Annotated in this window: 8 protein-coding genes; 6 read left to right on the forward strand and 2 right to left on the reverse strand. The window is 53.9% G+C overall.

Annotated features, from left to right (window positions below; translation table 11 throughout):
• The first annotated feature begins 48 nt into the window (after positions 1 to 48).
• The 5 genes from ABD971_RS15545 to ABD971_RS15565 all read left to right on the forward strand — a co-directional run bounded on the left by ABD971_RS15545 (position 49) and on the right by ABD971_RS15565 (position 8576).
• Positions 49 to 969: a TIM barrel protein gene (locus ABD971_RS15545; RefSeq protein WP_345323523.1), complete on the forward strand. Its 921-nt coding sequence runs from the start codon at positions 49 to 51 to the stop codon at positions 967 to 969.
• 198 nt (positions 970 to 1167) lie between these two features.
• Positions 1168 to 3837 carry a hypothetical protein gene (locus tag ABD971_RS15550; RefSeq protein WP_345323525.1) on the forward strand — a complete coding sequence of 890 codons (2670 nt, stop codon included), beginning with the start codon at positions 1168 to 1170 and terminating at the stop codon, positions 3835 to 3837.
• A gap of 75 nt (positions 3838 to 3912) precedes the next feature.
• Positions 3913 to 5328 (forward strand): magnesium chelatase ATPase subunit I, encoded by a 1416-nt coding sequence (locus tag ABD971_RS15555; RefSeq protein ID WP_339936908.1) that lies wholly within the window; start codon positions 3913 to 3915, stop codon positions 5326 to 5328.
• A 103-nt stretch (positions 5329 to 5431) separates the two neighbouring features.
• Complete coding sequence (locus tag ABD971_RS15560; RefSeq protein WP_345323528.1) at positions 5432 to 7135, forward strand: vWA domain-containing protein; 1704 nt, start codon at positions 5432 to 5434, stop codon at positions 7133 to 7135.
• A gap of 247 nt (positions 7136 to 7382) precedes the next feature.
• Positions 7383 to 8576 carry a hypothetical protein gene (locus ABD971_RS15565; protein ID WP_345323530.1) on the forward strand — a complete coding sequence of 398 codons (1194 nt, stop codon included), beginning with the start codon at positions 7383 to 7385 and terminating at the stop codon, positions 8574 to 8576.
• Between the two features lie 43 nt (positions 8577 to 8619).
• Here the strand turns inward: ABD971_RS15565 and ABD971_RS15570 are convergent, their stop codons facing one another.
• Together ABD971_RS15570 and ABD971_RS15575 are read right to left on the reverse strand one after the other, a co-directional pair.
• Entirely contained in the window at positions 8620 to 9486 is an 867-nt protein-coding gene (locus ABD971_RS15570; RefSeq protein WP_345323532.1) for an endonuclease/exonuclease/phosphatase family protein, read from the reverse strand.
• 95 nt (positions 9487 to 9581) lie between these two features.
• The gene (locus ABD971_RS15575; protein WP_339936916.1) at positions 9582 to 10361 is read right to left on the reverse strand and encodes an AraC family transcriptional regulator; all 780 of its coding nucleotides are present in this window, start codon (positions 10359 to 10361) and stop codon (positions 9582 to 9584) included.
• Positions 10362 to 10722: 361 nt separating this feature from the next.
• Between ABD971_RS15575 and ABD971_RS15580 the strand changes: the two genes are divergently transcribed.
• Positions 10723 to 13413 (forward strand): PVC-type heme-binding CxxCH protein, encoded by a 2691-nt coding sequence (locus tag ABD971_RS15580; protein WP_345323534.1) that lies wholly within the window; start codon positions 10723 to 10725, stop codon positions 13411 to 13413.
• The last annotated feature ends 70 nt before the right edge of the window (positions 13414 to 13483 follow it).

Here is a 13483-nt window from a genome sequence, read left to right on the forward strand (position 1 = left end):
CAATGGCCGTATCCCCAACAACCCTTTTGCTGCTCAGGAGCGTGCACGGTGAAACGACGCGATTTTTTAACAACCCAGGCTTTGCTTGCAGGCACGGCGCTCTCGATGGCTTCCGGAACCACGTGTCACGCCCAAACCGAGGAAACGGACGCGACAAATTCCGGTACCCCGGCGGAGGCAGCCAGCGGGAAAACACGGCGTGTTCATCAATCGGTCATGGGATGGTGCTTCAGTGGCATCGATACGCTGACCTTGGCAAAGCACTGCAAACGGATAGGCTTCGAAGCGATCGAGGGCATTCCGGCCTCCAGCTACGATGCGGTCACGAAGCTTGGGCTGAAAATCGCTTTGACTGGCAGTCATGGATTCGCCAACGGGCCCCTCGATCCTGAAAATCATGCCGAGGTTGAAAGAAAGCTGCGTCAGGGAATTGATCTCGCTGTGCAGTATGGGGCGCCGAACGTCATTACCTTTACCGGAATGGCAAAGAAAGGAATCAATGATGCGTCAGCACGTCGCAACTGTTTGGATTGTTGGAAACGTGTACTACCTTATGCCGAAGAAAAGAACGTCGGCATCGTGCTGGAACATCTCAACAGCCGAGATGATTCACACCCCATGAAGGGGCACCCCGGATATTGGGGCGATGATTTGCACCTTTGTGCCGATTTGGTTCACGCGATGGATTCGCCCAAGTTCAAACTGCTATTTGATATCTATCACGTGCAGATCATGAACGGGGATCTGATCCGGAATATTCGCCAGTATCATCCGATTGTGGGGCATTATCACACAGCCGGAAATCCAGGGCGGGGCGAACTAGACGAGAACCAAGAAATCAATTACCCAGGGGTTATTCGAGCGATCGTCCAAACGGGATACCAGGGCTATCTCGCCCAAGAATTTATTCCCACGGCCGACGATCCGATCGATTCCTTGGAAAAAGCGTTTCACCTTTGCGACGTTTGATTTTCCGAATAATCGGTAGATGCACCGCAGAAGATGCGACGCAGCGGATCCGCTGCAAGAAACGACATTACTGTGGGAACCCTGCGTGGCACGGATGTGTCAGTTCAGATCCGTGTGATAACAATTCGGCCTGAGGGCCAAATAGTTCAGAATCGAAAACAAAGTCGATCGGTTTGAGTGAAGGTTTTTTGAGAGTTGATGCAACGCACTAACATCGAAACGAGCGAGCTGAGTGTCGAAGAATTTCGGCGTCTCGGTGTACGTTTGAACGAATGCCGCTTGCCGGTCATTCGCCAGGCGATCGCGCGGGTGGGTAAGTCGCTTGCCGACCAGCAACTCGTGGCACCCTCGCCTCAACGCGAGCGTGAATTGTCGCTGTTGGTGACCTCGGCGTACCGGGTGCTTGATCCTCGAAACCGTCGCGACTTTGTTCAGCGTATCCTGGTTGGACGTTTGCAACCCGAGGGGACTCCGTGGTTGGGACAGCAAAACTTTCGCATCGGTGTTGCCCAAGCCAGCGAGAATCCCAATGACAACGAAGGGGCATCGGATGACGATCCCTTCGATTTCGATCTTTCGAGTTCAAGTCAAACTCCGTTTATGGTCCAGACGCGAGCTTCGATCGCCAATTGGACGCAAAGTCTCGATTCGCAAGATTTGATCGAAGCGGGCGTCCGACGACGACGGCTCGCCAACGTGCGGAATTCAATCCAGCATCCCTGGATGCTGCTTTCGTTGTTCGGCTTGCTCGTTGCCACGCTGTTCGGCGTGTCCAAGATTGATTTAGGTCCCGAAGAATATTTGGGTCCCGAAGCGTATCAAGCTTGGAATGGTGAGGTTGCGGACATCGACACACTTGCGACTGCCGATACACCCGCCGAGACGTCCGTTGCCGAGACGTCTGTTGCAGGGACGTCCGTTGCAGGGACGTTGCGGCCGACTGAGTCAGAGGTTGTCGTCGCTGCGGTTGCCGAGAATCCGAGCGATGGTCCCGGTACTGTGACCGCGAACGCGGGAAGTACGATGACGCCGGAACTGGCCACTGCACCTGAAACGACGGTCGCAGCGTCAGCGCAGCTTGTGCCTGAGGAATCCGTAGTCACCACGGACGTTCCCATGTCGCCCGTCGCAACGGCCGCAGCTCAGTCTGCAGTCGCTCCGTTGACTTCCAACACGGCTAGCAAATCGGCGCCGGAAATTGATCCTTTGGATTTGGCCATCGATGCGTCTTTGGCGGCGCTTTCGTCGCTGCCCTCACCGGCACCAAGCGAGGTTTCCCCCAGCAAGGCGTCTGCGTCGGCGACCATGGCCGGCTCGCTTGACGCTGCTTCCGAACCAGAGTTTCTTCCCGATCCGTTCGCGATCGTGACATCCGAAGGGGATGATTTTCCATTTCCCGATTCGCTCGACATGCTGAGCCAAATCGATGGGTTTACCGACTCCGTCAACGGATTGGACCACGCGAAGGAGGGCCAGACGAAACGCACCGCCGTTCCCTCGTCTGAACTACAAGCGGCGGCACGCGAAAAACTAAAATTGCGTTTTCCTGTGCTAGGGACGCGGATGCTACCCGAGGCGGTCGTTGAGTTGATTGGGCAATTGCAAGATGCCTTGCTCGACGCGTCTAGCAGCGACGAGGCCTACGTGATTCAGCGGACGGTTGCCGAACACGCTTGGTTGGTTCAGGATGCGGCCAAAGTAGAAGCTCTTGTTCACGAATTAACGAATACCTTTGAATTGGACAGCGACCCAACGCTGGCGCAAACCTATTTGGCATCGCTAGCGATCGCGGATCTCGATGATACCAAGCGTTTTTTGGCTCGTAACGGATTTGTGTTGGCGGAGCGTTTGTTGACGAGTGAGTCGCTGGAACAGAGTCACCTTGTTGCCCGCGGCGCCGCGGGTTTGGCCAACACCGTTGGTGACGAGCAGCTTTCGATCGACGCGCGGCGGTTGACGCAAGCGATCGAGTTGTCCACCAAAATGTCAGCCACGGTCGTGCGCCCTGACGCGATTCCCTTTGCATCCGATTTGGATCTGGGGGTCGCGGGACGTTACTACTGCTTGATGCTTCGCAATTGGGATCAGGGGTTGCCCTGGTTAGCCAAAGTCAGCGATGCAAGGATCGCAAGTTTGGTCAAACAAGAGCTTGCTTTGACAAAGGCATCCTCGATTACCGAGTGGAATGCTCTGGCGGATCGCTGGAAGATTGCCGCCGATCGAACCGATGGTCGTTCGGCGGATTCAATTCGTTCGCATGTGATCGCGATCAAGCGGCGGATCGAAGCGGATGCCGATGGCTTGCAAAAGCTCGAACTGCAACGCGAGATCCGCAGCTTGGAATTGGAGTTGCCATTTTACATTGTCAAACTCGGCGAGTGGGACAATGTAAAACCGGTCGCGACACCGGAGTCGCGTAACATGGTTCCCGCACCTGCCTTGGTGGATAGCTCGACCGGCATGATTGGGCGAGTCAAGATTGACGGGCGTCCGACTCATTTTCGCGTCGTCTATATGCCTGGGGGATTGTTGACACCCTCAGCGTTGACGCAATATGCGGCAATTTATAGTTTGCAAGAGCAACTCGTTGAAATCGAGTTTTCGGGGCAATTGCAATTGTCTACTCCGATGGAAGTTCGTTTGATTTCTTCTTCGGCGGGGCGTCATCGGTATGGTGAAGTCCGTGTTGATGGCGAGATCGTTTCGCTCGATGCCGACTCGGAATATATCGATCTTTGGCTCGACTCGGGAAGTCATCAGCTCCAATGGCATGTCCGGGTAACCCCGCTAGCGAACGAGTATTTTCGGGTCCAAGATGTGCTGACTCGGGGCGAACTGAATCTAACTCATTCAAAAGTCATGCAATAACGCTCGCCAAGCTCGTACAATGTCGGCACAGAGATTGTACGCCACAAAACCTTGGACTGAGTGTTTATGAACGTTGTGAGTGAATCCCCCCGTGCGTCGACATTAAGCGAATTGCGCGAATCCGCCTGGGTCTCGAAAAGCGTCAAGCAAGAGATGCAGGATAACTTTGTTCGCATGCTGGAAAGCGGCGAGCCATTGTTTCCGGGGATCGTGGGATACGAAGACACCGTGATCCCCGAAATCAATTTAGCGCTGCTCGCCGGGCACGACATGTTGTTTCTGGGCGAAAAGGGGCAAGCCAAAAGTCGAATCATGCGGATGTTGACCCGCTTTCTTGATGAATGGGTGCCGTACATCGATCATCCCGATTTGCCAGTGCACGAGGATCCCGAGAAACCGATTTCAGCCGCTGGCAAACGTCTGTGTCGAGATACCCCGGCCGACCAGATCCGCATCGCGTGGTGGCATCGTAGCGAACGCTATGCTGAACGGCTGAGTCCAGGAACAAAGTTTGCCGACATCATTGGCGAAATCGATCCCGCCAAGCTGACGGGCGGTGTCAGTATGAGTACCGAAGAGGCTCTTTCGTTTGGCTTGATTCCTCGCATGCATCGTGGCATTTTTGCTATGAACGAACTGCCCGAACTGGACGATCTGGTCCAAGTCGGACTGTTCAATATCCTCGAAGAACGCGACGTGCAGATTCGCGGTTATCCCATTCAATTCGACATTGATTTGGTGATTTTGTTTTCAGCCAATCCGTCGACTTATAATCGCAGCGGCAAAGTCATCCCGCAGCTCAAAGATCGAATCGGCTCGATCGTTCAAACGCATTACCCCAGTGAACGTGACCAGGGGATCGAGATCTTGCAGCAGGAAGTCGGGGACGATCTCGACGGGAACTACCCCGTCCAAGTGCCCTACTTTATGTACCAAATCGTCGAAGAGATCACGAACCAAGCGCGTCGCAGCAAGTACATCGATCAAGCTTCGGGTGTATCCGCGAGATTCTCGTTGGCCAACTTTCGCACGCTGATTGCCTCGGCACGCCAACGAGGTGTGTTGCACGGTGAGAAGCCCGCGGTGCCACGAATCAGTGACCTGGGGCATATCTATTCCAGTTCGCTCGGTAAGTTGGAACTTGATTTGATGGGGACTCATCAGATGAGTGAGCGGCAAGTGTTGGATGCCGTGGTCGCCCAAGCAATTGAAGTTGTATTCAAAGAGTACGTCGAAGAGCACGGATTGTCGGACATCGCCGAGATCTTTCGCGGCGGCGTTCGCGTCGAAGTCGGTGACATGCTGCCAAGCAGCCATTATGCCGAGCGACTTCGCCAAGTGCCGCCAGCCTGGAATAAAGCGTTTGAACTCAATGCGAGTGAGAACGATGCGGTCCGCGCCAGTTGTGTCGAGTTTGTGTTGGCAGGACTGTACAGCATGGAACGAATCAGTCGCTCGCAGCGATTCGGAAAGATCCAGTACGAGTTCTAAGCAACCTTGTAGCATAGGCTGCTCGCCTGTGTTCGCTGAAACGACCGCCGAAATGACCGGCTTGAAGCCGGTCCCACAATCATTTCATCCGCAGGAAATCCGAATGGACCGTCGACTCGGGGGTGTGATTCACGCCTATCAAAAATACGACCCGACCAAGTTCCCATCGCCGACCCAACCGCCACCGGATCTTGTCTCTTCGGCGTTTGAGCAAGCGTTGATGTACGGCAACTATCACGAATTGACCGAAGAGGAACTTGCGCGAGCGATTCGTTTAGATCCAAGTCAAATGGCGGGTTTGGGACCGAGCTTGGACATGTTGCGGGCGATTCTCGAAGAGCGTAAACGCAAAATCCTAGAGACGTACGAATGTGATTCGGTCCAGAAAAAGGCGCGTCGTGCGTTCCAGCAATCGACCAAGGAGGTTCGTTTGCCTAAGGAGCTCGACAAGTTTTTTCGCCGCGCTGTGGTCCAAGAGCAACCGTACTTGCTGGAGTCGCTGTGGTACCAGGCGGGTGATGATAACAATGACACGGCGCGGTCCTTGCTAAAGGTCACTCAGCGGATGAGTGACAAACACAATATCGAAGAGCTTGCCTCGAAGTATCACTTCACCGGCATCGAGTCGATGTCGGTCACCAAGGCACTCGAGGTCAAAGAGGAGCTCGAAAAGATCGACGAGCTATTGAAGCAGCTCGAGGAAGCTGAGAAAACAGCTCAGATCGCCATCATCGATATGGAGATGTTAAGCGAGTTCACTCAGCCCGGCGACATGCAGCAGCTCGAAGAGATGCGGCAGCAATTAGAGAACCTCGCTCGCGAACAGGCCGAACGCCAAGGATTGGAAAAAGATCCCAACAACAAAGGCGGGTTTCGATTGACGCCGAAAGCCTACAAGATTTTTCAAGGTCGGTTGTTGGAGCGAATCTTTAGCCAATTGGCACCCTCGCGATCAGGACGTCACCATGGCGACGTCGTGGGCGAAGGGGCTGTCGAGTTGCAGCAAACCAAACCCTACGAATTTGGCGACAGCGTTGCGAATATGGACTTGCCACAAACGATCATCAATGCGTTGTTGCGGCATGGGGATGAGCGGCCACTGCGACTGCATAGCGACGATATTGTTGTCCACAAAACACGCAATCACCCGAAATGTGCGACTTGTGTGATCATGGATATGAGCGGGTCAATGCGGTACGACGGTCAATACATCAACGTCAAACGCATGGCGCTAGCGATGCAAGGATTGATCCAGTCAGAGTATCCGGGAGACTTTCTGCGGTTTATCGAAATGTACACGTTTGCCAAGTTGGTCTCGCCCGGCGAGATCATCGAACTGATGCCAAAGAACGTCACGATCCATGACCCCTGGGTGCGGCTCAAAGCGGACATGAGTGACAAAGACATTAGTGAACAGCAGGTTCATCCCCACTTTACGAATATCCAGCACTCACTCAAGTTGGCGCGTCAAAATCTCGTCAACAGCGATACCCCGAATCGGCAAATCGTGTTGATTACCGACGGGCTGCCGACGGCGCATTTCGAAGACGAGTGGTTGTACATGTTGTATCCACCGGATCCGATGACCGAACAGGCGACGATGCGCGAAGCACGGCTGTGTCAGAAGGAAGGGATCACGATCAATATCTTTCTGGTCCCGAGTTGGTCACAGAGCGAAGAGGATATTCGCTTTGCTTACCGGCTTGCCGAAAGCACCAAGGGCCGCGTGTTCTTCACCAGCGGCCGAGACCTCGATCGCTTCGTCGTTTGGGACTACGTGCAAAACCGCCGCGACATTATTTCTTAGGTTGACAGCGAAAATTCTTAACCCCAAGCGTTGGCGAGGGACTCCATCTAAATCGGTCCCTCGCGGATGCTTCGGGTTGTGATTGCCTGTGCGGTGACGATGTCTAGCTAGGCCCTACAAAAATGGCATGGACATGCGAACAGAGTGAGCAAATTTCACGCGTCTATTTCGTGATTCATCTTGACACCTGTCCCCGTTTTTTCGCAACCTCGGCGAAAAACCTTTGCTTGCAACGATGGAAAGACATATGAAACGGGTGAGGTGGTTCGCGAGGGCTGTCGAGCAGGAAGCTCGCCAGTTGCGTGGTTACTTTCTGTTTGCAGGTTCGATAAAGCGTCAACGCCAATGGCGTCGACTTGAGCGAGCTAACGAGTCCTACGGACACACCGTTCTGCTCGACATCAGCAAGATCATTTTTGACGGTGAACAAGGCCGTCGGATTCACGCGTTGGTCAATCTGCTGACTCGCGGAGGCTATCGAGTATGGTTGACTCCTCGAGTTTGCTTTTTTCAGAATGCCAATAAAGTCTATAAGTGGCGGGCTTTGGAGCACGTCTATGAGTATGGCGTGGAGGGAACGCCCGCAAAGTTTGACCTTTGCATCACCGATCGACGTCGGGTGTGTCCGGTAGCCAATCGCACATTGCGTTTAACGAGTGATACCCAACGCAAGCTCAGCGACCGCGATTTGCCGGTACCCTACACGATCCATCCCGACCACATGGATGCACGTGAAGACCTGAATTTTCAAACCTATCGCGATACCCAACGACGCTGGCTCGTCTTCTTTGGCGGTGACCGCCGGTCTGACGCCTATCATCCGAGCGAGCAATACACTCACTTTAAATCGACACCTCGGCCCCGTTTGGTCCAACTCGCTGAAGAGTGCTTTCGGGACAATCTGCAGCTTCCCGATTCCGAAGATGCACTGAACAAGCTGATGGACACGGATTCCAATAGCCTTGTTATCTTGGATTCGGCACGGTATCGCGTTGCACCATCGCGATGGTTACCCGTGGTAAGCCGAGCAAAGTTCTTTCTTGCGGCACCGGGCCAGACTTACCCGCACAGTCATAACTGTATTGAATCACTGGCGATCGGAACGATCCCCATCCTCGAATACAACGAGCGGTTTCAGCCCGCTCTCGAGCATGGCGTGAATTGTTTGGTGTATCGCGGTGAGCAGCAGTTTCGTCAATTGATGACGGAGCTTCGGGCGATGCCGGAATCGAGTATTCTGCAAATGCGTAAAGGTGCGATTGCCTATTACGACGAATATTTGTCGCCGCAATCGTTTGTACATCGACTTACCGCCGATGCGTTTGATCGCCTGCACATGTATCCCTACCTCGCTCGACCCGGTATTTCGAATCGACACTCGCATGTCAATAATCGCGTTACTGCCGCCCGAGACCGAACCCGCAACCAGGCTGCCAGCTGACGAGCAGCTCCGGCTAGACTTCACTCACCCCAGAGGGACTTCATTATTGAGGCGAATCGGCTGAGGATCGAAGTTCAATTTTGATAGGTTGATGGTCGCTGGCGAAACGGCCCGCTGCGGTTTTCGGGTCGAGCGTTTGGTGACTCACGACGGAGGATTTTGGATCGCTCAACAGAATGAAATCGATCTTGCCGTTTGCACGTATGGCCTTGAAACCATTAAACGTTCCGCTGGGGCCTGTCGGTTCGGAATCACTGAGTTCGATCGCATCAAAGAACCTCACTCCTTCGCCGTTTTCTGCGAGCAAATTTTGCAACGGCTTGGATTGCGGAGTCGCATTGAGGTCGCCCATCACGACGACGGGAAGCTCGCCGCGAATCTCGGACGCCTTTGTGCGTAACAAGTAAGCTGAGTTTTCTCGCGCGGTTGCACTTTGGTGGTCAAAGTGCGTGTTCATCAGCAGCAATGCAGTCGCATTGTCCTTGGATTTGATTTCGACCCACGAGCAAATGCGGGGCAAATTTGCGCCCCATGCGTTTTCGCCCACGGCCTGCGGATCGGGTCCAAGCCAAAATGTTCCTTTTCGCGTCACTTCGAATTGGTCGCGCCGCCAAAACACCGGCGAGAACTCGCCGCCGTCTTTGCCATCGCTACGTCCAACCCCGTACCACTGAAATTCGGGAAGACGCGACGCGAGATCATCGATTTGTTTTCGTGTTGCTTCTTGCAAGCCGATGATATCAGCCCCTTTGATTGTTTCGGCAACCGCATCGACGCGATGATCCCAATGGTCGGGACCATCATTGGGATTCATATAGCGAATGTTGTAAGTCATCAACCGTGTCGTGTCGCCTGCAAAAACGGACGTGGCGGTCAGGCAGGCGAGGAAGGCGAGGCAACCGATTTTCATGTTTCAAGGTTCCGAATAAAAGAGAGAGAGAGGGGATCGTCGTGGTTCGCTCGCCGATCCCTGCGTACTGATCAATGACATGAATTGCGTTGCCATCACGACAACCGATGTTGGCGGCGAAATCGCGATGGTGTGACACCGATATGTTTGCGGAATTGTTGAGTGAACGCACTTTGGTCACAGAATCCGAGTTGATCGGCGATGTCGATGATGGACGTGTTTGCATGGATCAATTCGTCGCATGCCGCTTGCATCCGAGTCTTCATCAAAAAGTCTTGCACACTCATACCGAACACGTCCATGAATTTTCGATGTAATTGACGTGTGGACAGATTGGCCCGTTGGGCAAGTTCCACCACGGTGATGCGTCCACGATGATTCTCGCGAATATGTTCGACCACGCCGCTGATTTGACTGTATGGCAACGCGGTTTTGCGATGACCCTCGTAGCTACGAATCACTCCCATGATTCCGATGACTGACCCCTGTTTGTCGTTCACCGGCAGCTTGGTGGTGACGAACCAATCCAACAACCTTTGCTCGGTGTACCAGATCTCGACACGATCGATCATCGGTTCGCCGGTGCGAATCACCTGCTGGTCGTCGCGGACGAAGCTATCGGCAATATGAGCCGGGAAAAAGTCGTAATCATCGCGTCCGATCACCTCGTCTTCGTGTTCGCAGCCAAATCGGTCCACGATCGACTGGCTAACGCTTACCATGCGGCTCTGCTCGTCTTTCATAAAAAAAGAGGTGCCAGGCACGTAGTCGAACAGCTTCTGGATTTGATGCGACGGATGCATTCGGTTAAGAAAATCGCTTTTAAAGCTGTTTTCTTTGCCGTTCGCCCCCAGTTCGGATTCCGCGTGTATCATAATGTGTTCGTGGGAACGGACTTTTTATGTCGGATAATTCATAAATGAAGTCTGAATGATACAAGATATTTCAAGTTCCGTGGTGCAAGATAGTCCGCAGGAAATAGCGGATTGGAAGCGAAACAAGCTGCTTCGCCCCTCCCTACCCTGCTCTGCCCTGCCCTGCCCCGGAAACGTTCCCCTCCCTGTCACCGCCCCTCCCCCTGCTGGTTCGTGTTCCCCCACTTGCCTTCTTGCGAACTGTCACAGCCCAGTTCTCCGTGTATGATCGGAACCACTCATGTGGGTGTGATGCTTCTCTATGAGGCGTCGATAAATGGAACCGGACCGTCTGGAAAACAATTCGGAGATTGAAAACCTGATGCAACGACAAACGACATTCCTCCTCGCACTTATGCTTCTCGGCGTGAGTTTGACGGTGCCGCCGGCGCGATGCGATGCTGCCGAAGTGGAACTGAAACAAGGCGACCATATCTGTTTGGTGGGCAACGCATTAGGCGAGCGTTTGCAAACCGAAAACCATTGGGAGAGTTTGCTGCATCAACGTTTCGCCGATCTCGAGCTTGTGGTTCGCAATCTGTGTTTTCCTGGCGATGAACCGTTCGAGCGAATTCGCTCGCAAAACTTTGGTGATCCTGATAAGCATCTAACGCATAGCCAAGCGTCGGTGATCTTGTACTTCTTTGGCTTCAACGAATCGTTTGACGGTAAAAAAGGCCTCGGCACGTTTACCGAGCAGATGACGCGGCTGGTCAAAGAGACCCAAAGCAAAGATTACGGCAAGGGCGCCCCACGAATCGTGCTGATTTCGCCGATCGCATTCGAAGACGTCGGAGATCCCAACGTCACCTCGGGCGAAGAGCAAAACAAAAATCTTGCTCTCTACACCGAAGCCCTGGCAAATGTGGCCAAGGAAACCGGGGTGGGGTTCGTCGACCTTTATTCGCCCACCAAGGCGTTGTTTGAAAAGTCCGACGAGCGATTGACGCTCAATGGTGCCCATTTAAATGCAAAAGGCTACGCGGCCCTTGCCCCGATTTTGGATCAAGGATTGTTTGGCGAAGCAGGGCCAACAAGCGTCGATGCGGCTGTGAAAGAACAAGTGGATGACAAAAATTTCCACTGGTTTCATCGCTATCGTGCGGTCAATGGTTATTCGATCTATGGAGCTCGTGGGAAAGCGGGCAGCGACGGTACGTACAACAACACCGACGTGATGGAACGTGAACGAGCAATTTTGGACCAGATGACGGCCAATCGCGACGCTCGTATTTGGGCGGTTGCTAAAGGAGAATCGGTTCCTGATCAGGTGGACGATTCGAACACCCTTGCCTTTATCAATCCCAAGACAAACGTCGGCGGCCCTGACGACCCCAATGCCAAGCGAGGAAAGCTCGGTTCGCTTGATTATCTCAACGCTGCCGAGCAACAGAAATTGTTCACGTTGCCCAAGGGGTACCAAATCCAATTGGTTGCTTCGGAAGAAGAGTTTCCTGAATTGGCCAACCCGGTTGCATTGAACTTTGACAACAAAGGCCGACTTTGGGTCGCGACGATGGCGTCGTATCCGCACTGGAAACCCAAAACGCCGATGAATGATAAACTGCTGATCTTCGAGGACCACGATGCCGACGGTACCGCTGATGAGTGCAAGGTGTTCGCCGATGGCTTGCACCAACCCACCGGATTCGAGATCGGTCGAGGCGGCGTTTACTGCGCACAACAACCTGATGTATTGTTGTTGACGGACACCGACGGGGACGACAAAGCCGACACCCGAGTACGTCAACTGATCGGATTTGATTCGGCCGACTCGCACCACGGGCTCGCCGCGTTCGAGTGGGGACCCGATGGAGGCCTTTACTTCCAAGAGGGCACGTTCAAGTATTCTCAAGTCGAATCGCCGCATGGGTTGGTCCGTTTGGCGGAAGGCGGGATTTGGCGATACGATCCAACGACCGAAAAATTCGGAGTGCATGCGTCGATGGCGTTCTCGAACCCCTGGGGACATGTCTTTGATCGCTGGGGCCAGAACTTTATTGGTGACGCGTCACCTGGGTTTGGCTATTGGGCGACGCCAATCTCGGGACACATCGAGTATCCGCTGAAACACCCCGGCGGATCGCAACACCGCCGACTCGCCAGCGTCACCGGTGGCGATCCCCAGTACAGCTACCCTCGTTTCTATCCCAAACGCACGCGTCCGTTGGCTGGATGCGCGATGATGTCGAGTCGACATTTTCCCGAGGACATGCAAGGTAACTTCCTGGTGACCAATTGCATCGGTGACCGGATGGTGCTGAGCCACAAAGTGACCGAGCAAGGCAGCGGTTTTGTCGGTGTCGAAGTCGAGCCGATTGTTTCGTGCAACGATGGCAACTTTCGTCCTGTCGATGTGCAAATCGCTCCCGATGGATCTCTCTATATCGTCGATTGGCACAACGCGTTGATCGGTCACTTGCAGCACAATTTGCGTGACCCCAGCCGCGATCATTCGCATGGGCGGATCTGGCGGATCACTCATAAAACACGCCCCCTGATCGAACCTGCGAAGATCGATGCAGAACCGATTGCCAATCTGTTGGAACTATTGAAGTTGCCTGAGGATCGCACTCGCTACCGTGCTCGTCGTGAACTTGCTCAGCGTGATGCCGACGACGTCGCAGCGGGGCTGAACACTTGGGTTGCGTCGCTGGACGCCAGCGACGAAGACTATGAGCATCATTTGCTCGAAGCGTTGTGGGTTTATCAATCGCACAACCGAGTCAACGAATCGCTGCTTGCAAAAGTGCTGGCGGCGAAAGATCATCGGGCTCGGGCCGCCGCGACACGCGTCGTGTCGTTCATGATCGACCAACTTCCCAATCATCGCGAGTTGATTGAAAAGTCGATCCAAGATGAACATCCTCGCGTTCGGCTCGAAGCGGTGCGGGCGGTCAGTTTCCTTGAAGGGGACGAGGCGGTTGAACTCGCCCTCGGCGTGCTGGAATACGACATGGACGAATACCTGCAATACACGCTCGATGAAACCATGCGAGCACTTGAGCAGTAGTGTTCGCGAGTGTGACCCAATGCGTCGCCCATCACGGGCGACGTTTCCCTTTTTTTTTGTTGATGATTCG

Origin of the sequence: Novipirellula rosea (assembly GCF_039541335.1) — a bacterium.
Taxonomy (GTDB): domain Bacteria; phylum Planctomycetota; class Planctomycetia; order Pirellulales; family Pirellulaceae; genus Novipirellula; species Novipirellula rosea.

Excerpts from the sequence above, each read along its gene's own strand:
- ABD971_RS15565 (WP_345323530.1), top strand. The coding sequence starts at position 7,383 with ATGAAACGGGTGAGGTGGTTCGCGAGGGCTGTCGAGCAGGAAGCTCGC.
- ABD971_RS15550 (WP_345323525.1), top strand. The coding sequence starts at position 1,168 with ATGCAACGCACTAACATCGAAACGAGCGAGCTGAGTGTCGAAGAATTT.
- ABD971_RS15560 (WP_345323528.1), top strand. The coding sequence starts at position 5,432 with ATGGACCGTCGACTCGGGGGTGTGATTCACGCCTATCAAAAATACGAC.
- ABD971_RS15580 (WP_345323534.1), top strand. The coding sequence starts at position 10,723 with ATGCAACGACAAACGACATTCCTCCTCGCACTTATGCTTCTCGGCGTG.
- ABD971_RS15570 (WP_345323532.1), bottom strand. The coding sequence starts at position 9,486 with ATGAAAATCGGTTGCCTCGCCTTCCTCGCCTGCCTGACCGCCACGTCC.
- ABD971_RS15575 (WP_339936916.1), bottom strand. The coding sequence starts at position 10,361 with ATGATACACGCGGAATCCGAACTGGGGGCGAACGGCAAAGAAAACAGC.